At 61.3% G+C, this 19,129-nt stretch carries 16 protein-coding genes and 1 pseudogene; 14 read left to right on the forward strand and 3 right to left on the reverse strand.

From position 1 onward, the window contains the following. Nucleotides 1-344: 344 nt before the first annotated feature. Nucleotides 345-1,250, reverse strand: a complete 906-nt coding sequence (locus F8R15_RS19845; RefSeq protein WP_098410875.1) for a LysR family transcriptional regulator — start codon at nt 1,248-1,250, stop codon at nt 345-347. A gap of 184 nt (nt 1,251-1,434) precedes the next feature. Between F8R15_RS19845 and F8R15_RS19850 the strand changes: the two genes are divergently transcribed. The 4 genes from F8R15_RS19850 (at nt 1,435) to F8R15_RS19870 (ending at nt 8,314) form a co-directional block, all read left to right on the forward strand. Next, nucleotides 1,435-3,099, forward strand: a complete 1,665-nt coding sequence (locus tag F8R15_RS19850) for a GMC family oxidoreductase (protein WP_152845760.1) — start codon at nt 1,435-1,437, stop codon at nt 3,097-3,099. A gap of 37 nt (nt 3,100-3,136) precedes the next feature. Further along, entirely contained in the window at nt 3,137-5,647 is a 2,511-nt protein-coding gene (locus F8R15_RS19855; protein ID WP_152845761.1) for a CoA transferase, read from the forward strand. A 160-nt stretch (nt 5,648-5,807) separates the two neighbouring features. After that, entirely contained in the window at nt 5,808-7,454 is a 1,647-nt protein-coding gene (locus tag F8R15_RS19860; RefSeq protein WP_152845762.1) for a BCCT family transporter, read from the forward strand. 512 nt (nt 7,455-7,966) lie between these two features. Next, the gene (locus F8R15_RS19870; RefSeq protein ID WP_152845763.1) at nt 7,967-8,314 is read left to right on the forward strand and encodes a 5-formyltetrahydrofolate cyclo-ligase; all 348 of its coding nucleotides are present in this window, start codon (nt 7,967-7,969) and stop codon (nt 8,312-8,314) included. A 7-nt stretch (nt 8,315-8,321) separates the two neighbouring features. Here F8R15_RS19870 and F8R15_RS19875 read toward each other — a convergent pair whose 3' ends face one another. Continuing rightward, complete coding sequence (locus F8R15_RS19875; protein WP_083080001.1) at nt 8,322-8,651, reverse strand: hypothetical protein; 330 nt, start codon at nt 8,649-8,651, stop codon at nt 8,322-8,324. A 200-nt stretch (nt 8,652-8,851) separates the two neighbouring features. On the opposite strand from F8R15_RS19875, the gene F8R15_RS19880 reads away from it, so the two are divergent. The 10 genes from F8R15_RS19880 (at nt 8,852) to F8R15_RS19925 (ending at nt 17,730) form a co-directional block, all read left to right on the forward strand. Beyond that, nucleotides 8,852-9,862 carry a TRAP transporter substrate-binding protein gene (locus F8R15_RS19880; protein ID WP_083079998.1) on the forward strand — a complete coding sequence of 337 codons (1,011 nt, stop codon included), beginning with the start codon at nt 8,852-8,854 and terminating at the stop codon, nt 9,860-9,862. A 77-nt stretch (nt 9,863-9,939) separates the two neighbouring features. After that, nucleotides 9,940-10,488 carry a TRAP transporter small permease gene (locus F8R15_RS19885; protein ID WP_165757055.1) on the forward strand — a complete coding sequence of 183 codons (549 nt, stop codon included), beginning with the start codon at nt 9,940-9,942 and terminating at the stop codon, nt 10,486-10,488. Next, entirely contained in the window at nt 10,485-11,768 is a 1,284-nt protein-coding gene (locus F8R15_RS19890) for a TRAP transporter large permease (protein WP_083079993.1), read from the forward strand. Before F8R15_RS19885 ends, F8R15_RS19890 begins: the two co-directional genes overlap by 4 nt. Continuing rightward, nucleotides 11,765-12,817, forward strand: a complete 1,053-nt coding sequence (locus F8R15_RS19895; RefSeq protein ID WP_152845764.1) for a Gfo/Idh/MocA family protein — start codon at nt 11,765-11,767, stop codon at nt 12,815-12,817. Before F8R15_RS19890 ends, F8R15_RS19895 begins: the two co-directional genes overlap by 4 nt. Continuing rightward, nucleotides 12,814-13,638: an N-acyl homoserine lactonase family protein gene (locus tag F8R15_RS19900; RefSeq protein WP_152845765.1), complete on the forward strand. Its 825-nt coding sequence runs from the start codon at nt 12,814-12,816 to the stop codon at nt 13,636-13,638. The genes F8R15_RS19895 and F8R15_RS19900 overlap by 4 nt, the downstream gene beginning before the upstream one ends. Nucleotides 13,639-13,677: 39 nt before the next feature. Then, nucleotides 13,678-14,349 carry a GntR family transcriptional regulator gene (locus F8R15_RS19905; RefSeq protein ID WP_152845766.1) on the forward strand — a complete coding sequence of 224 codons (672 nt, stop codon included), beginning with the start codon at nt 13,678-13,680 and terminating at the stop codon, nt 14,347-14,349. A gap of 23 nt (nt 14,350-14,372) precedes the next feature. Beyond that, nucleotides 14,373-15,503, forward strand: a complete 1,131-nt coding sequence (locus F8R15_RS19910; RefSeq protein ID WP_152845767.1) for an isocitrate/isopropylmalate dehydrogenase family protein — start codon at nt 14,373-14,375, stop codon at nt 15,501-15,503. Beyond that, entirely contained in the window at nt 15,500-16,780 is a 1,281-nt protein-coding gene (gene otnK, locus F8R15_RS19915; RefSeq protein ID WP_152845768.1) for a 3-oxo-tetronate kinase, read from the forward strand. The genes F8R15_RS19910 and otnK overlap by 4 nt, the downstream gene beginning before the upstream one ends. Continuing rightward, nucleotides 16,777-17,409, forward strand: coding sequence for a 3-oxo-tetronate 4-phosphate decarboxylase (otnC, locus tag F8R15_RS19920; protein ID WP_152845769.1), 633 nt, complete (start codon nt 16,777-16,779; stop codon nt 17,407-17,409). Before otnK ends, otnC begins: the two co-directional genes overlap by 4 nt. 3 nt (nt 17,410-17,412) lie before the next feature. Continuing rightward, nucleotides 17,413-17,730, forward strand: a complete 318-nt coding sequence (locus F8R15_RS19925; protein ID WP_152845770.1) for a putative quinol monooxygenase — start codon at nt 17,413-17,415, stop codon at nt 17,728-17,730. A gap of 30 nt (nt 17,731-17,760) precedes the next feature. On the opposite strand, the pseudogene F8R15_RS19930 reads toward F8R15_RS19925, so the two are convergent. Next, a pseudogene (locus tag F8R15_RS19930) lies at nt 17,761-18,633 on the reverse strand (aldo/keto reductase). Nucleotides 18,634-19,129: the final 496 nt, after the last annotated feature.

Raw genomic sequence — 19,129 nt, forward strand, 5'->3', positions numbered from 1 at the left:
TCAGTGAGCCACGGCGCTTGAGCGCTTCATTGTAGGATGGCCAGTTCCTGGTCTTGTAGGTCGGGGGCGTCGGTCTGCTCATGACAGCCAGCTACCACGCTGGATTCACAACATGAATCCCTTCACGGGATTTGTGCAACAGAGCCCATTCACACTCCTCTCGACGGGCAAGCTCCCTGTCGCCGGTCGAATGCATTTTCATTGATCCTTTGTAGTCGCGTGTTGGATCACATGGCAGGTCAGTGTCTCCTGTTACTGGGTTTTCATCCAGCCGCTACCACCCAGCTGTAGAGCGATCGAGCGAACAAGCCGCACTGCATGTTCGAGGGCCGTTTGAAGAGCCATCACCAAACGCTCGAAAGCTGTTCGAAAAGTGCGGCAATTACCGGGTGATCTTTTCGGTCTTCCAGGGTCTGGATGACGAGACACGCGGGGACGCGCAGTTCCTCACACACGGCGAGCCCGAAAGTTTGCCGTTGATGCAAGGCGACCGACTCTCGGCACAGGCTCAGTCCGACGCCCGAGCGGACCATCTCGAGCATCGAGGCTTCCTGATCGACCATCGCCACCGAATTCTGCACGCAACCATGCGCGTCGAAAATTCGTTTCAGCAGCCGATTATGCACCGACGTCGGGGAGGTGCCGATCCAAGGCAGGCTGGCCAGCTGAGCCCAGTCTGCACCGGCGACACGCGCATCCCACCCGACCGGCGCAATGACGCGGTAGTCGAAGTCAGCCAGTTTTCTGGAATGCAGCGGTCGCTCTGCGGGGATGCTGTCCACCGCGTCAGGCGAGGTCAGGTAGAAACCGACATCGATCTGCTGACGCGTCAGTTTCTCGAGGATCTCCCCGCTGACGCCATGTATCAGTTCCGTGCTGATATTGGGGTGCTCGGCGCCAAGACGGCTTAGCAGGCGACCGAGGCGAATGAATTCCGGATCGACGATGGTGCCGATCTTCAGTTTGCCCGACACCTGACCGCACTGCTTGCTGGCGCAGCGGCGGAACTCGGCCATTGCGTTGAGCACCTGCTCGGCCTTTGGCAGCATCGCGATTCCGTCCGGAGTGAGGTCCAGACCGCGTGGCGTGCGCTTGAACAGCGTGATGCCGGTCTCTTCGCTCAGTCGCTTGATCTGATGACTGATCGCTGGCTGCGTGAGGTTGAGCACCTCGGCCGCGCGAGAGACGCTGCCCTCGCGGGCCACCGTCGCGAAGGCCAGAATACTGTTTAGGTTCGAGAATCTTTCCATATTAGGAAACCTAATATCATGTTGAAAAATTTGTCATTAGCTAATTCCACATAAGCTTCTTAGGCCTTTGCGAGTTGCTGCGCTGGGAGGAGCGTATGGCACTCGAAAGGCCACTGCGTGCAGGGCGTTTTTCCGGGTGTCCTGTCATCTCTGGTGCTGCGGGACAGACCAGGAGGACATAGCCATGCCGAATACTCAGACGGAGTTTGACTACATCGTGATCGGTGGGGGCTCTGCGGGATGTCTTCTGGCCAATCGGCTGAGCGCGGATCCGGCCAACCGGGTGTTGCTGCTCGAAGCAGGGAAAGCAGACACCTATCCGTGGATCCATATCCCGGTCGGCTATCTCTATTGCATCGGCAATCCGCGCACCGATTGGATGTATAACACCGAGCCCGACAAGGGGCTCAACGGGCGTATCCTGCGGTATCCGCGCGGCAAGACGCTGGGCGGGTGCTCGTCGATCAACGGCATGATCTACATGCGCGGCCAGTCGCGTGACTATGACAACTGGGCGCGGCTGAGCGGTGAGGAGGAGTGGGGCTGGGAGGCCTCCCTGCGCGACTTCAAGGCCCATGAAGATCATTGCAAACTCGATGACGGTTCCGATCCGGCGACCGGAGAGAATGGCCGCTTTTCCGATATGCACGGCCATGGCGGGGAATGGCGCGTCGAGAAACAGCGCCTGCGCTGGGACGTGCTGGACAGCTTCGCGGATGCGGCGGTCGAGGCCGGGATCGAGAAGACGGACGATTTCAACAGCGGCGACAATGCGGGCGTTGGCTATTTCGACGTGAACCAGCGTTCGGGCTGGCGGTGGAACAGCTCGAAAGCCTTTCTGAGGCCTGCGAAAGCCCGCGCCAATCTGACGGTCTGGACCGAGGCGCAGGTCGAAAAGCTCACCTTCGAAAACGACGCGAACGGCACGCCGCGCTGCTCCGGTGCCCGCGTCAATCGGAACGGGCAGAGCACGACCGTCCGCGCGAAGACCGAAACGCTGCTGTCGGCAGGCGCGATCAATTCGCCGAAGATCCTGCAACTGTCGGGCATCGGGCCCGCGGAGCTGCTGCAATCGCATGGGATCGAGGTGCTACGGGATGCGCCGGTGGGCGAGAACCTGCAAGACCACCTGCAGATCCGTGCCGTCTACAAGGTCAAAGGCACCCGCACGCTCAACACTCTTGCCGGAAACCTCTGGGGCAAGGCGATGATCGGCGCGGAATATCTGCTGAAACGCTCCGGTCCGATGAGCATGTCGCCCAGTCAGCTTGGCGCCTTCACGCGGTCCGATGCCGGGCGAAGCCACGCCAATCTCGAATATCACGTGCAGCCCCTCAGCCTCGAAGCCTTTGGCGAGGATCTGCATGACTTCCCGGCGATGACGGTCAGCGTCTGCAACCTGAACCCGACAAGCCGAGGCCATGTGCGCATCCGGTCGGCGAATTTCCGGGATGCGCCGATGATTTCACCCAATTACCTCGCCACCGAGGATGACCGTAAGGTCGCCGCCGACAGCCTGCGGCAGGTGCGCGAGATCATGTCGCAGCCCGCGATGAAGGCCTACGAGCCCGAGGAATTCAAACCCGGGCCGCAATATCAAAGCAACGAAGAGCTCGCCAAACTGGCCGGCGACATCGCGAACACGATCTTCCACCCTGTCGGCACGGTGAAAATGGGGCGCGCGGATGACGAAACCGCCGTGCTCGACCCGCATCTGCGCGTCAAAGGCGTCACCGGTCTGCGCGTCGTCGACGCCAGCGTCATGCCCGAGATCACCAGCGGTAACACCAATTCCCCGACCCTGATGATCGCCGAAAAAGCGGCCCGCTGGGTTCTTGCCGGCCGATAGGCCATTGCCTTGCGTCTTTTTGCCCTCTGGAGAGAACATGCGTAAATCGTTTTCCAATCTGCCCCTGACCGGTGTCAAAGTCGTCGATTTCGGGCAGTATATCGCGGGGCCCGCAGTCGCGATGCTGCTGGGCGATCTGGGGGCCACGGTCGTGCATATCGACCCGCCCGACGGCCCGATGTGGGACAGCCCGGCCAATGCCGCGCTGATGCGCAACAAGCTGATCGTGAATCTGGACCTGAAATCCGAAGACGGTCTGGCCAAGGCGCGCGCGCTTTGTGCCGAGGCCGATATCATCGTCGAGAACTTCCGCCCCGGGAAGCTTGCGAAACTCGGGATCGATTTCGCCGCGATGCGCGAAGAGCGGCCCGAGCTGATCACGATTTCCATTCCCGGCTTTGCCTCGAATGACGAACTTCGCCGCGAGCAGCGCGCCTTCGAGAGCGTCGTGGCGGCCAGCTCGGGCGTGTTCACCGACATGGGGCTTAACCGGGTTCTGATGGGGTTGAACCCGTCCTTCTCGCCGCTGCCGCTGTCGTCGTCCTATGCGGCGCAGATCGCCGCCTCCGCGACGGTTCTGGCGTTGCAGTCGCGCCAGTTGACGGGGCTCGGCGATCAGATCGAGGTGCCGCTCGCGGCGGCTGTGATGGAGGGTCTGTGCTACAACTCCATTCAGGTCTTCGACGTGCCCAAACGCTATCTGACACAGCGCGAGATCGAGATCGAGCGGCGCCGCGTCGAAGGTCTGCCGATGAATGTCTCCTACGAGGATCTGCAGGAACTGCTCGACCCGTTCTTCCGCAGCTACATGTGCAAGGACGGGCGGATGTTCTACGTCGTCTGCCCCAGCCACAAGCATCACGCGCGCCGTTGCCTGGAGGTTCTGGGCATTTACGACGAGATGGTCGCGGACGGCCTGCAGGAGGAGGAAGACACTTACAAACCGCAGGCGGAGTGGAAGACGGATACCTCGCTCGGCGTCTACCCGATGCCGAAATTCTGGGCCGACAAGCTCGCGGCGCGAATGAAGGAGGTGTTCATGACACGCACCTCGCATGAGTGGAAGCGCATGTTCGGTCGTGCAGGCATTCCGGGCGCGCCACAGCGTTGGTTGCAGGAATGGATCAACGACGAATACGCGGAAGCGTCGGGACTGATGATCGACATCTGGGATCCCGAATATGGTGAGATGACGCAGCCCGGCCCCGTGGTCTGGATGGAGGAAAGCGGCGAGGAAGCGCTGACACCCGAGCCGCGCCGTTGGGTGGAGTTCGACGAGGCGCTGAAGGTTCTGCGCAAACTGCGCACCGACGTTCCCGATCCCGAGGACGGAATCTCTCAGGAGGGCTGGCTATCAGGCGTTCGCGTTCTTGACATGTGCAATGTGATCGCCGGGCCGCATGCAGCCAGCTATCTCGCCCGTTTCGGCGCAGAGGTGATCAAGATCGATCCGGCTCAGCCTCTTTATGATAGCTGGAACACCGTAATGTATGGCATGAGCCAGGGTCGCGGAAAGCGCTCGATCCTGGCCGATGTGAAATCCGAGCATGGCCGGAAGGTGTTCGAGGATCTGGTGAAATCCGTCGATGTCATTTTCTGGAACGCGCCAGACAGCCAGATTAAGCGTATGGGGCTGGATGCCGAAAACCTGCGCAAGCTGAACCCGGAGGCGATCTTCTGCAAGCTTGACTGCTTCAGCGGCGTGCGGCGCGGGGTGCGCAGCGATTACATCGGCTATGACGATCTGGTGCAGGCCACCACCGGCATCATGCTGCGTTTCGGCGGCGCGATGGACCGACCCGAAGAGCACGCGCATGTCGGCACGATCGATGTGATGTGCGGCTTTGGCGGGGCACTGGCCGTGGCTGCGGCGCTTTACCAGAAACACCGTTTCGGCCGCATCGGGCGGGGGCGCACCTCGCTCAGCGCAAATAGCGGGCTGCTGCAGATGCCCTTCGCTTATGACTTCCGAGGGCGCGGCCTATTCGACGAGCCCTCGGGGCCCGAGGTCAACGGCTATGACGCGCTCAGCCGGTTCTACAGCACCGCTTCTGGCATCTATATTTTGCTGAGCGCCTATGAGAGCGATCTGCCGCGCTTTCGCAATGTCGAAGGGCTCGAGGATTTCCCGGATGTTCCCGAGGAAGAGCGCGCTGCGTTCCTTGCGGGCGCCTTCCAGTCGCTCCCCGCGACCGAATGGATCGAGCGTCTGCGCGCGGCGGATATCGGCTGTGCGATCTGCCACAATATTGATGCGCTGCGCGCCGAGAACCTGCGCGAGCCCGACGGGACGCCGGGCATCGACCGGGGCAGCTATTCGTTCTCGCGCTACGCAGATCACCCCAGCGGCCATGAGGTTATCCAGCTTGATCCCTACGCGGTCAGACCCGTGCGTGGGCGGGTCTTCGCCCTGCCGCCGACCGAGAAATTCGGGACCTCGACGCGGGACATTCTGAACGAGCTGGGCTATTCCGCCTCGGCCATCGAACGGATGCTGAAATCCGGCCAGCTCAGCGAGAGCTGGAGCGAAGAATACCTGCCCAGCTAGGGGCAAAGGCAGGGCGCCCCCGGGCGGGGCGCCTTGATGCGTTCGCGAATAAGTGGCGGCGCAACCGCAGTTTTTTCGATCGTTCGGGTCGGTCATGTCGGAGGCATATCCGGCAAACGGAGGAGGCTGCCCGGACTTCAAGTGCCAGAATGGAGGAAACATGGCCAAGAGACCCCCCTTGATGGATTTGCACATCCCAACGGCAGAGAGCGGATTCTATTCCGGCTTTTCCAAAAGCGTCGCGATCCCTTCGAAAATCCTTGTCAGCGCACTGATCGTCTGGGCGATCGCCGTGCCCGAGAACGCGGCCGCCGTCCTGAACGCGCTGAACGGAACGATCCTGAAGAACTTCGCGGCCTGGTATATCTATGTCGCGGCCGCGTTCCTGATCCTGTGTCTCGCGCTGGCGATGGTGCCCTCGACGGGCAGGCTAAAGCTTGGCCGGACCGGTGATGAACCGGAATTCTCGCGGTTCTCGTGGTTTTCCATGATGTTCGGCGCGGGCATCGGGGTGGGGATGCTGACCTTCGCCACCGCCGAGCCGATGTATCACTTCGCCAACAACCCCAACGTCATCATGGGGCAGACCACCGCTTCGGGCGCCGATAACGTGACCGATGCCTATGTCTGGTCCTTCCTGCATTGGGGCTTTTCGGCCTGGGCCTGTTATGCGCTGGTCGGGCTGAGCCTGGCCTATTTCTCGTATCGGCGGAACCTGCCGCTGACGGTGCGCTCTGCGCTGACGCCGCTGTTTGGCAAGCGGCTTTCGGGCACGGGCGGTCATGTCGTCGACATCGTCGCCGTCGTGGCGACCATCCTTGGCGTTGCGCAGACGCTGGGCTTCGGCGTTGAGCAATTCGTCGCCGGCCTTCAGCGTATCGGGGTCGGCAACTGGATCGTCTCGGCGGATGGCAAGCCCAGCACGGCGGGCATCATTGTCGCGCTGGCTGTGATCCTGGGAGCATCGACGCTCTCCGCGCTTTCGGGCGTCGGCAAGGGCATCAAATGGCTGTCCAATCTGAACATGGGCCTCAGCTTTTTCGTGCTGGCCTTCTTCATCCTGTTCGGCTCGACCTTCTTCGGTCTGAACGCACTGTTCGACGGGCTGGTTGCCTATGTGGCGGACCTTCCTCGCCTGCTGTTCACCGTCTGGCGCCCGGACGGCACGAAAACCGGCGATGCGCTGGCCGCCTGGCAAGAGGGCTGGTCGGTCTTCTACTGGGCGTGGTGGATCGCCTTTGCGCCCTTCGTTGGCGTTTTCCTTGCGCGGGTCTCGCGCGGCAGAAGCATCCGGGAATACGTGATGGGCGCGATCATCGTTCCCTCCCTGATGTGCTTCGTCTGGTTCACGCTGGTGGGTGGCACGGCGATCCACATGACGCTGGACGGGGCCGCGGGCGACGCGATCGCAAGCGCCGGTCAGGAAAGCCAGCTGTTCGTGATGCTCGATCTGATCTTGCACGGCGGTTGGGCCTGGGCGATGGCGGTCATCGTCGTGGTCTTGCTGTTGACCTATCTGGTGACCACCGCGGACTCGGCGATCCTGATCGTCAACACGATCAATGCCGCGGGCGAGGAAAGCCCGAAGGGGCGGGGCCATATCATCTTCTGGGGCCTCGCACTCAGCTGCGTCGTGGGCGGCCTGCTTCTCGTTGGCGGGCTTGAGGCGATCAAGACGGCGATGGTGATCGGCGCTTTGCCGTTCAGCTTCGTGATGGTCCTGATGTGCATTGCGCTCGTCAAAGCGGTGATCCGTGACGCGATCCGCGAAAGAAACGGGGTGCAAAGCATCCACGTAGAAGCCTGACCACCGCAATCGCCCGCTGCACTACGGGAAGCCTCATAACGGCGCGGCGGGCGATTGTTCAAATCGTCCTCATCGATTGAAGAACCGCGAACTCAGGTCATGGCAGACCGAAGGCGCCGTTTCTAATTGACGATTGTCTTCCCGTAAAAGGTTACATTGCCCTCGATAGGCTGGGTCTCCTGCACGTCTCGCGTTCGATGAGGGCTCGCGCCAATTCAGGTGTTAGACCCCTCGGTTTGATGGAGCGATCCTTTACCAGGTTTGGAAGGAAGCATTATGCGAAGAGTTCCTCACGGAAGCGCCACGACCATGCCGGCCGTCAGAGCTGCAACACAGCAATCGCAAGCTTCGCTCGCGCAACGAGCAAGGAGCAAGGAGCAAGGAGCAAGGAGTTGGCTATAAATTGAGAACGGCGGAGCAATAGTGGTCCACTTTTGCCCTTTCTGGCGGCGGGAGACACGGTCTTTTCCGTCTACTGGCCGATCAAGGGCGAACCCGAACTGGGCCCGCCGATGGCCGATCTGCACAAGGCGGGCGAGACCGTCGCCCTGCCGCTGGCCTCCCGAAACCCGCATGGTGCGCGGCGACTGGAACATTCCCGTCCCGCATCGGACGCACCCGTTGTCGCGCCCGACATCGCGTGGGCATCGCTCGTCGGCTGGACTGCAGAAGTCTATTGCCTCGGATATGGCGGCTGTTATTTCGACCGGACTTTGGCCGCGCTGAAATCGAAACCCTTTGTCGTCGGTATCGCTTTCGATGCCGCGAAACTCACGAGCATCTACCCGTACCCCCTTGATATTACACTCGATCTCATCGTGACCGAGAACGGGATCCAGGCGGTGAGAGACTTGGCTTGAGCCACATTCACCGGCAACCCGGTCGGCCGCTCCAGGCGCGCGCCGCGCCCCGGGACAGCGCCGCCAGGTGATTGGTCCGGGTTACGATGCCGACGATCTTACCGTATTCGAGGACCGGAACGGCATCCTCTACCTCAGCCATCATTGGCAGCAACGCCCTGATCTTGGTGCCTCCGGGGGCGCGGGGGCCAGCGATGCTCATGATGTCGGCTGCAGTCGTCGGTCTTTCCAGGTCTCGATCCAGCAAGCGGCGGAACGTTGCCCGAAAGCTGCGATCGAGGCGCAGCGCATCGTCGCGGGCCTGGCAGATGCGATGCATCTGGAAGAGCACGCCCATGAAGGCCTGACCTGCACCGACGATCGGCAGCGTAGTCGAATGCGTAGGACGAAATTATGCGTTGATGTATTTTTTAATGTATGCATTATTCTCCTCATTGAGTGAGTCCCTTAGCGTTTTCGGGGGTGAGCTGATGCTGTGGCTGGATGTCCGAGGAGGTACGGATGCTGGCTAAAACAAGACTCTGGGAGGAGAGACGAATGAAATCGAATTCGATCGCAAGCATGATTGCGGGCGTCGGTCTGGCGCTGGCATCTGTATTCGCCGCGGGCCATGCAGAGGCGCGCACGCTGCGTTTCAGCCACACGGATAATCCCGGCGGCTCGCGCGACAAGGCGGCGCATGTCTTTGCCGACAAGGTCAAGGAATATACCAAGGGCGAACTGACCGTGAAGGTCTATCCCTCGGGTCAGCTGGCCAATGATCCCAAGGCTATCGAGCAGCTCAAGCTGGGCGGCGTCGATTTCACGGTCTCGGCAACCGGATCTTACGCAACCGATCTCAAGACGCTCAACCTTACAGCCTTGCCGTTCCTCGTGGACAGCTATGAACAGGGCTGGGCGCTTTATGACACATCCCCGTGGATGAAGGCGCAATTCGCCAAGCTTCCGGCCAAGGGTTACCGGATGCTTGCAACTTGGGAGGCAGGTTTTCGCAGCTTTACGACCAAGGGGCCGCTGAACTCTCCGGCGGATGCCGAGGGCAAGAAGATGCGCGTCTATCCCAATGACATGCTGCGCTGGACGATGGAGGCAATCGGCTTTGATACGGTCGTGATGCCGGTGACCGAGGTCTATCTTGCGATTCAGCAGGGCACGGTTTGGGGGCAGGAAAACCCGGTTGATACGATCAAGTCGCTGCGCTTCTACGAAGTGGCTCCTTATATCACGCTGACGCGTCACATCTACAGCCCGCTGCCGATGGCGATTTCCGAAAACACCTGGCAAAGCCTGTCGGATGACGAGAAAGCCGCAGTGCAAAAAGCGGCAAACGATGCAGCAACCTACAGCCGTGAGTTGGTGCGCGGTTCCGAAGAAAAGCAGCTTCAGGAAATGGAAGCTGCCGGTGCTACGGTGACGCGCCCCGACATCGCCCCGTTCCGCAAGGCGGCCGATGCGGTCTACACCCGTGCGCGTGCGGAGTATGGCGACGATGTTGATGCATTGCTCACTGATGCCGCCAAGATCCGCAAGGAAATGCCGGCGAACTGAGCCCGCGCGCCGGGCTGCGGGCAAGCGCTCGTGGCCCGGTCTGCCAAGCCTCATCTGCCGGATGCATGGAGTTCCAGATGGATCACGAATACCGCGACCACTACCCCGCCCCGTTACTGATGATCTCGGGGGTGATCGATGCCTGCCTTGCGATCGGTGGGGCGCTCATTGTCATCATCGTCTTTTCAAATGCCGTATTTCGCGGTTTCGGGCCGGATCTGTCCTGGTCACTCGAGGTCTCGGCCTTTCTGATGCTCTGGGTGACGTTTCTCGGGGCGGCAGCGGCCTCGGCGCGCGGGGTGCATATGCGCGTTACCGAGATTTTCGCAGCCCTTATCCCCAATCGCGCCAAGCGCGGTCTCACGTTAGTCCTGAACCTGATTGTTGCAGCTCTGATGGTGTCCCTGATCCGCTTCGGAGCGCATACGGCGATCCATGTCTGGCATGAAAAAACCACGGTTCTATATTGGCCGGTCGGCCTGCTTTACGCCTCGATGCCCGTCGGCATTGCGCTGGCGCTGATGTTTCATCTCTTCAACACCTATCTCGATTTCACCGGCAACGGGCCCGATGTCCAAGGCCAGATCTCGGAAGGTGAAGAACACGGACGGGAGGGGCTGGCATGATCTTGCTCTTTGTCACCGGTCTCTTCCTGTTGACCATTCTGGTCGGTATTCCGCTGGTCTGGGCAATCCTGCTGACGGCAGTTGTTCCGATCTTCGTCTTTGATCTGGGCTACCCGCTGCAGGCGTTGTTTTTGAACTTCATCGGCGGCGTCGAACCCAACCATTACATCGCGATTCCGCTGTTCGTATTTGCGGGCGAAATGATGAGCCGGGGCGGCGTAGGCCAGCGCATCATCGATTTTGCCAAGGCGGTGTTTGCGAAACTGCCCGGCGGGCTCGGCGTGGTAGTGGTCGGGGCGTCGATGATCTTTGGCGGCATCTCGGGCTCGGCGATTGCGGATTCTGCCGCGATCGGCTCGGTGATGATCCCGGCGATGGACAAACAGGGCTACCGGCGGTCTTTCGCGGCCAGCCTTGTTGCGGCTGCGGGCACGATCGGCATCATCATTCCGCCGTCGATCCCGATGTTGATTTACGGCTTTGTCGGCAATGTCTCGGTCGGGGATTTGTTCCTCGCAGGGATTGGCCCGGGCGTTCTGATGGGGCTGGCGTTCATGGGCTATTGTGTCTGGCTGGGCAAACGCAGCGGCGTCGATCCCGGTGGTCAAAGCATCTCGATGCGCGAACTGGGCTCGACGTTCTTTGGCAGCCTTCCGGCCTTATTTATGCCGATTATCATTCTGGGCGGTATCTTCGGGGGTCTCGTAACCCCGACCGAGGCGGCGGCTGTTGCGGTGGTTTATGGTTTGATCGTGACGGTCTTTATCTATCGTGACCTGCGCCTGCGCGATCTTCCCCGCCTTCTTGTCGACAGCTTTGTCACCAGCGCGGTCGTGATGGTGGTGATCGGGGCGACAGCCGTGCTGGCCTGGCTGATCACGCTTGAACAGATGCCTCAGATCCTGATCGAATTCGTGCAGCATTTCTCGAGCAGCCCGTTCACCTTCCTGCTGATGGTCAATATCGTCTTGCTGATCCTTGGCATGGTGCTGGATCCGGTGCCTGCGATCCTGTTGTCCGCGCCGCTGTTCATTCCCACGGCGCAGGCCTACGGGGTGGATGTGATCCATCTTGGCGTCATCATCACCTGCAACCTTGCGATCGGCCTGTTTACGCCACCGGTCGGGGCCACGCTTTATGTGGCGTCGCGGATTTCAGGTGTCGGAGTGCTCAAGATCACCCGCGCGATTCTGCCGCTTTACGCAGTTGCGCTGACGGTCTTGTTGATCGTGACGTTCGTGCCCTCGGTGTCGATGGCCCCGATCTGGTGGTTCCGATGACAGGGGCGGGCAATATCACTGTGGGCGTGATCGGGCTGGGCTATTTCAGCCAGTTTCATCTCAACGCCTGGGAGCGGATCGAGGGTGTCACGATTGCGGGCATCAGCGACCGTGACGAGGCGCGCACGCAAGAGGTGGCCGCTGCGCGTGGCGTTGCGGGGTTTGCCGATCCGGCACCGCTGCTCGGGCCGGAGGGTCCAGATATTCTGGATCTGGTGACGCCGCCTGACAGCCATGCCGATCTGGTGCGCGCGGCTTTGCGGCCGGGGCGGATGATCATCTGCCAAAAGCCGTTTTGCCGCAATATTGCCGAGGCCGAAGCGGTCGTGCAGGAAGCCGCCGCCATCGGCGCCGATCTGATCATCCATGAGAATTTCCGCTTTCAGCCGTGGTATCGCAAGATCAAACAGATGCTGGAGGCGGGCGATCTTGGACAGGTCTATGGCTGCCGGTTTGCGCTGCGTCCGGGTGACGGGCGCGGGGAGGATGCCTATCTTGCGCGCCAGCCTGCCTTTCGCGCGATGCCGCGTCTGCTGATCCATGAAACCGGCGTGCATTTCCTTGATCTGTTCGGCTGGCTTTTCGGCCCTATCGAAAGCGTCTATGCCGATATCCGCCAACTCAACCCGGTGATTGCGGGCGAGGATTGCGGTCTGATGATCTTGCACCATCGCGGTGGCACCGTCTCGGTGTTCGACGGCAACCGGCTGAGCGATCACATAGCCGAAAACCGGCGCAAGACGATGGGCGAATTGGTGATCGAGGCCGAGCGTGCAACCCTGCGATTGGATGGAGAAGGACGCCTTTTCACACGCGCATTCGGGTCGAATGACGAAGCAGAGCTGCCTTTGCATTACGAGGATCGCGATTTCGGTGGTGGCTGTGTCGAGGCGCTCAACCGGCATGTTGTAGCCTATCTGCGCGACGGCGCGCCGCTGGAGAACCGCGCGCAGGACTATCTTGACGTGATCCGCTGCGACGAGGCCGCTTATCTGTCTGCACATCAGGGGCGGCGCATTGAACTTGGCCAAAAAGGGAGGACGGTATGAGCGACGACAGCCATTATGAAATCCTCGCGATCAAATATGCCGAGCGCAACAGCCGCACGCGCGCGGATTCGTTCCTGTATGATGACGATCATGCCGCGCCCCATCCGATGGATTACTATGTCTGGCTGGTGCGCAACGCACATCGCACGATCCTTGTCGATACCGGCTATGACGCGATCGAGGGCGCGTGGCGTGGCCGTCCGGTGCTGGTTGATCCGATGTGCGCGCTGCGCGATATCGGTGTCGGCCCCGAGACGATCGACGCCGTCATCCTGACCCATCTGCATTACGATCACGCCGGCGGGTTGGCCAATTTCGCCGGGGCGAAGCTGCATATGCAGGCGTCCGAAATGGCCTTCGCGACGGGGCCGTCCATGTGTCACGATACGCTGCGCGCGCCCTTCACGGCCGAACATGTCTGCGAGGCGATCAAGCGGGTCCATTCAGGGCTCGTGACGTTCCATGACGGCGATGCGCAGATTGCGCCGGGGATCACCGTGCATCATCTGGGCGGCCATAGCCGGGGCCTTCAGGCGGTGAGCGTGAAAACCGCGAACGGGCCGGTGGTGCTGGCTTCGGACGGGGCGCATTACTACGAGAATTACCAGTTCAACAAACTGTTCCCGATTGTGGTGGATACCGATGCCATGCTGCGCGGTTTCGACCGCCTGCGCGATCTGGGCAAGGGCGGGCGCATCATTCCGGGGCACGACCCGCTGGTGCGCCAGTATTATCCACGCGTGTTTGAGGAGACGAAAGTGATCGCGCATCGCCTTGATCTGCCCCGGACCCGTTTGGGCGAAACAGGGGGTGCGGAATGAGCTTTTCCAACAGATTTTTGCAACAGCGAGGCCGAGGAAATGCCTGACTCCGTCAAAGAATCGCGTGTCGACAATGCATATGAACGCCTGAAACAGGAAATCCTGTCGAACCGGATGCCTGCGGGTTTTCAGGCGACCGAACCCGAAATTGCCCTGATGCTCGGGATGAGCCGCACGCCGGTGCGCGAGGCGATGATCCGGCTGGAGGCGGACGGGCTGGTGCAGATCATTCCGCGTCGCGGCGTGAGGGTGCTGCCGATCCGGCTCGAGGATATGCGCGAGATCTACCAGATCCTGACCGCGCTTGAGCCCGAAGCCGCCGCGTCCATCGCCGCCAGCAAGCCAAGCCGTGAAACCCTTGAGCCGCTTTATGTCGCGACCGAAGACATGGCGCGCGCGATAAAGACCGGCGACCGCGAGGCCTGGGCGCGCGCCGATGACCGCTTTCATCGCGACCTGATCGGGTTGAACGCGAACAAGCGCCTCAACGCCATGGTGATGACCCTGTTCGATCAGGCCCACCGCGCCCGGATGTTCACGCTTCCCCTGCGCGACATGCCGGTGCGTTCGACGCAGGATCACCGTGAAATTCTTGACGAAATGCTCGCAGGCAACAGCGAGACCGTGCGCAAGATCTTCCATTCCCACAGGCAACGCGCAGCCGAGGAACTGCTGACGATCCTCGACAAGTTCCGCCAAACCCAATTCTGACAGCAAGGCACGAAGGAAAGACCATGTCGCAAAAAGACTTTGAGATTGCCGTAATCGAAGGAGATGGCATTGGTCGCGATGTGACCCAAGCCACGTTCACCCTGCTGGATCAGGCCTGTGATCGTGTTGGCGGGTTGAAATTGCGTCAGAACGCGATCCGGGCGGGCGCGGGCTATTACCTTGAAACGGGGGTCGATATCGAACCCGGTGGAGAAGAGCGCGCGGGCGAGAATGATGCGATTTTCCTCGGGGCCATCGGGCTGCCGAAAGTGCGCACCACGAGTGGCACGGAAATCTCGCCGCATCTGCGTCTGCGCGAACGGTTCCAGCTGTATGCCGGGGTGCGCCCGGTGCGTGCCTATGCCAATACCCCACGCCGTCTGTCCGATCCGCGCAGTGCGAATATCGACCTGATCGTGTTGCGTGAATCCACCGAGGGGTTGTTTTACTCCGCTGCCGTGCACGGGCGCGCCGAGGTGATCGGCGATAGCGAAGTGCGCGACATCATGCGCATCACGCGTCACACCACGGAAAAGCTGCATGACTTTGCCTTTCGCCTGGCGCGCAAACGTCGTTCGCGTGGCAAGCCGGGGCATGTGACCTGCGTGGACAAGGCCAATGTGTTTGAATCCCAAGCGTTCTTCCGCAAGATCTTTGACGAGCGCGGCGAAGGGTTCAACGATGTGGCGAGGGGCTATAATTACGTCGATGCGCAGGCGCTTGACCTGATCCGCCGGCCCTGGGATTTCGACGTGCTGGTCATGGAAAACATGTTCGGCGATATCCTGTCGGATCTGGCCGGTGGTCTGGTTGGCGGGATGGGCATGGCGGCCTGCGCCGAGATCGGCGACGATCACGCCCTGTTCCAGCCCGCGCACGGCAGCGCGCCCGACATCATGGGGCAGGACAAGGCCAACCCGCTGGCTGCAATCCTGAGCGGTGCGCTGATGCTCGACTATCTTTCCGAAACCTATGACAGCCCGGCTGCGCAATCGGCGGCGCTGCTCGTCGATACGGCGGTCGAGCGCGGCTTTGAGCAAAACCGCCTGCGCCCGATGGAGTTTGGCGGCGACATGGGCACGGCGGCGATGACGGCCGAGCTGGCGTTGCTGATCGACGAGATCGCCTCTGACACGGAGACGGGCGCGCAATGACGGGGCAGGGCGATCAGATCGAGATCGGTGCGATTGCCGATGATTTCACGGGGGCCTGCGATCTGGCGGTGATGTTGCGCCGTTCCGGGATGCGGGTCGCCCTGAGGGTCGGCGTGCCCAAGGGCGCATTGTACGAGCGCGCCGACGCCGTGGTTGTGGCGCTGAAAACGCGCAATATCGCGCCCGATCTGGCCGTCGCCGAAAGCTGCAAGGCGGCGCGCTGGTTGCGCGATCACCTCGGGGCAAAGAGATTGTTTTTCAAATATTGTTCCACGTTCGATTCCACGGACGCGGGCAATATCGGGCCGGTCAGCGATGCGCTGATGCAGGAGGCGGGCGCAAAACGGGCCATCGCAGCGCCCGCCTTTCCCGAAAACGGTCGGCGCGTGTTCATGGGGCATCTGTTTGTGGGCGATCGCCTGCTGTCGGAAAGCTCGATGGCGCAGCACCCGCTGACACCGATGCATGACCCCGATCTGGTGCGGGTGCTGTCGCGCCAGCGCAGCGCTCCTGTCGGGTTGATTGACAAGACCTGCATCGATCTGGGGGCAGAGACGGTGTGCGCAGCCTATCAGAACGCGGATGCGGGCACGATGTTGATCTGCGATGCCGTCAGCGATGGTGATCTTGATACGCTTGCGCAGGTGGTTCTGGAGGAACCGTTGGTCACGGGGGGCTCGGCGATCGGGGCGGCTCTTGCGCGCCAGATCATGGCCGGTCGCCGCGCGCAGCGCGATGCCTTCACCCGTCCCGATCGGGCGCAGATGCGGGCGCTTGTCCTGTCTGGCTCGGGTTCGCAGATGACGCAGGTGCAGGTATCCCAAGCGATTGCGGTAGGCTATGAGGCGGTCAAGGTGGGCGCGGCAGAGGCGGCCCAGCCCGAGGCTCTGGCAACGCAGGTTCTGGACCAACTGGCGCCGTGTTCCAATCCGCGACAGCTGGTGTATGCCACCGACCGCCCCGAACAGGTCAAGGCTGTGCAAGCGGTTCTTGGCCGTGAAGAGGCCGGTGCGCGGCTTGAGACGTTCTTTGCCGTTCTGGCACAGCAGGCCGCCGCGCGGGGCTATAACGCTTTCGTCGTCGCGGGTGGCGAGACCTCTGGCGCTGTCGTGCGCGGGCTCGGAGTGCAGGAACTGGCGATTGGCCCCGAAATCGCGCCGGGCGTGCCTTGGGCGCAGGGCGGGGGGCTGTGGCTTGCATTGAAGTCAGGCAACTTCGGACAGGCGGATTTTTTCGAAACCGCGGTGTCGATGCTGGAACAAGGAGAGCCTGCATGACCAGCAAATTGCGCGAAGAGATCTGCAAGATCGGCCAATCGCTTTATGCGCGCGGATATACCGCCGGTAGCTCGGGCAATATCTCGGTGCGCCTGCCCGATGGCGGCTGGCTGATGACCCCGACCAATATCGCGATGGGGGATCTCGACCCCGCCGAACTGGCGCTGATCGATGCGCAGGGGCGCTTCGTGTCGGGGCCAAAGCCGACGAAAGAGAGCTTTCTGCATCTGGCCATGTATCGCCATCGCGCCGATGCAGGGGCGGTCGTGCATCTGCATTCCACCCATGCCGTCGCGGTGAGTATGCTCGAGGAAACCGACCCCGATGCCGTGATCCCGCCGCTCACTGCCTATGCTGTGATGAAGCTGGGCCAGGTCAAGCTGGTTCCCTATTTCCCGCCCGGCGATCCGGCGCTGGGGGATGCGGTGGCGGCGGTGGCGGGCCAGCATCACGCGGTGTTGCTGGCCAATCACGGCCCTGTCGTCGCAGGCAAGGATCTGCGCGCCGCACAATATGCTAGCGAAGAGTTGGAAGAAACCGCCAAGCTTTTGTCTATCCTTGGGGATCGGCGCTACCGTGCATTGACGCCCGACGCCATCCTTGACCTGCAACACCGTTTTCCGAGCTGATCCATGTTTGTCATCACCGTCACCTTCACGATCCATCCCGGCCAAATGAGCCGGTTCGTGCCGCTGATGCGCGCGCAGGCGCGGCAATCACTTGAGCGCGAAGAGGGGTGCCTGCGCTTTGACGTCTGCACCGAGACCAAATCCGATCCCGCGCGCGTGTTCCTGTATGAGGTCTATTGCGACGCCGCCGCCTTCGAGCAGCATCTCGCCAGCACCCATTTCCAGCAGTTCGACAGCGCGGTCGCCGAGTTGGTGCAGGCAAAAGAGGTGCAGTCGTGGGAATTGTCGCCATCCGGTCAGGCGTCTGTGAGCGTGCTCTAGGCGGCCCCCACCGGCGCGCCAGTTGTCGCCTTACGTTTCGCTGCGATCCGTTGCCGGCGGTGGTTCGGGGCTCAATGCGCTGATGCGGGCATGGATTTCGGGCGTCATGTCAAACTGCAAAGCGGCCAGAGACAGCCGCAATTGTTGTGACGTCCGCCCCGATATGATCGGCATCGGGGCCGCAGGATGGGCGGCGACCCAAGCCACCGCCAAAGTTGCGGGATCGGTGCCAATCTCGGCCGCCAGATCGGTCAGCCCGGCGGTAGTTTCCAGCATCCAGTCCTCCCGATAACGCGATTTGTAAACTGTGTTCTGCGCCAGTCGCCCGGTTTCGCCGCGCTGGTATTTTCCGGTCAGCAGACCGGCCCCCAAGGGCGAGTAGGACGCAACCGCAATGGCCTGATCTGCCGCCATCGGCAAGAGTTCAACCTCGGCCTAACGTTTGAGCAAGCTGTACATCGGCTGGATGATGTCGATCGTCAGATCAAACCTGGCCGCGACCGCGACGGCTTTCATTACCTGCCACGCGGCGAAATTGGACAGCCCGACATGGCGGATCTGTCCGGCCTGTTTCAGAACCGCCAAAGCCTCCATCGTTTCGTGCAAATCGGTGTGGGGATCAAAGCGGTGCATGTAGAGCAGATCGATCACATCAAGCTTCAACCGCTTGCGCGAAACGTCGAATTGCGCCGCCAGATTGGCCTTGCTTGCATCCCCGTCGCCGCCAAATTTCGTCGCGATCAGCAGGGATTCGCGTTCAGCTTCGATCATACCAGACAGCATGGTTTCCGAAGCGCCGTCCCCATAGCCGTAGGCGGTGTCGAAATGGTTGATGCCTGCACGGCGGCAGGTGGTGAACATATCCTTACTGGCCGCTTCATTCGCGCCGCTGCCAAACTGCATCGCGCCAAAGGCGAAACGGCTGACCTGGGTTGCGTCAAGCGTTGTGATCTGGGGCACCGACTGTCTTTCCGAATGTGATCAAAAGGGCTGGCCGACGCATCGCTATGGGGGCGTGCATTTATATCGTTTCCGAGACTCAGTCTAAAACTCAGGTTGAGAAACGCGCCTTGCAGGTTGATATCCAAACTCCAAAGATAGTTCAACTCAAGCCTACCACACATTCGAATTGAGCGCGACTTTCCGGCTCCTCTTTATCGCCAAGTGGCGCTCCAATGTTTCACGGGGGTGGCTGCCGGTTGGGGGAGATGGCCTTGCCCGAAGGCATGCATTCGTGGTGGCAACTATAGTTTTGCGGTTCTGCGAGCCGCAAACCGTCGCTCATACAAGACCCTGTAGGCTTCTGCGGATGCGGGCAAGTGATTGCGGACACTGGCTTCGTATGCGTCATACGAGCCGCCGCGCAGGGCGTCGATTATTGCCATGTGCTGCGCCACGA

The organism is Thioclava sp. JE_KL1 (genome assembly GCF_009296265.1).
Taxonomy (GTDB): domain Bacteria; phylum Pseudomonadota; class Alphaproteobacteria; order Rhodobacterales; family Rhodobacteraceae; genus Thioclava.

Bases quoted from the DNA above. Each gene is read 5' to 3' on its own strand.
- otnC (WP_152845769.1), top strand. From the start codon at position 16,777: ATGACCAGCAAATTGCGCGAAGAGATCTGCAAGATCGGCCAATCGCTT.
- F8R15_RS19880 (WP_083079998.1), top strand. From the start codon at position 8,852: ATGAAATCGAATTCGATCGCAAGCATGATTGCGGGCGTCGGTCTGGCG.
- F8R15_RS19895 (WP_152845764.1), top strand. From the start codon at position 11,765: ATGACAGGGGCGGGCAATATCACTGTGGGCGTGATCGGGCTGGGCTAT.
- otnK (WP_152845768.1), top strand. From the start codon at position 15,500: ATGACGGGGCAGGGCGATCAGATCGAGATCGGTGCGATTGCCGATGAT.
- F8R15_RS19925 (WP_152845770.1), top strand. From the start codon at position 17,413: ATGTTTGTCATCACCGTCACCTTCACGATCCATCCCGGCCAAATGAGC.
- F8R15_RS19845 (WP_098410875.1), bottom strand. From the start codon at position 1,250: ATGGAAAGATTCTCGAACCTAAACAGTATTCTGGCCTTCGCGACGGTG.
- F8R15_RS19910 (WP_152845767.1), top strand. From the start codon at position 14,373: ATGTCGCAAAAAGACTTTGAGATTGCCGTAATCGAAGGAGATGGCATT.
- F8R15_RS19885 (WP_165757055.1), top strand. From the start codon at position 9,940: ATGGATCACGAATACCGCGACCACTACCCCGCCCCGTTACTGATGATC.
- F8R15_RS19890 (WP_083079993.1), top strand. From the start codon at position 10,485: ATGATCTTGCTCTTTGTCACCGGTCTCTTCCTGTTGACCATTCTGGTC.
- F8R15_RS19870 (WP_152845763.1), top strand. From the start codon at position 7,967: ATGGCCGATCTGCACAAGGCGGGCGAGACCGTCGCCCTGCCGCTGGCC.
- F8R15_RS19850 (WP_152845760.1), top strand. From the start codon at position 1,435: ATGCCGAATACTCAGACGGAGTTTGACTACATCGTGATCGGTGGGGGC.
- F8R15_RS19855 (WP_152845761.1), top strand. From the start codon at position 3,137: ATGCGTAAATCGTTTTCCAATCTGCCCCTGACCGGTGTCAAAGTCGTC.
- F8R15_RS19860 (WP_152845762.1), top strand. From the start codon at position 5,808: ATGGCCAAGAGACCCCCCTTGATGGATTTGCACATCCCAACGGCAGAG.
- F8R15_RS19900 (WP_152845765.1), top strand. From the start codon at position 12,814: ATGAGCGACGACAGCCATTATGAAATCCTCGCGATCAAATATGCCGAG.
- F8R15_RS19905 (WP_152845766.1), top strand. From the start codon at position 13,678: ATGCCTGACTCCGTCAAAGAATCGCGTGTCGACAATGCATATGAACGC.
- F8R15_RS19875 (WP_083080001.1), bottom strand. From the start codon at position 8,651: ATGGGCGTGCTCTTCCAGATGCATCGCATCTGCCAGGCCCGCGACGAT.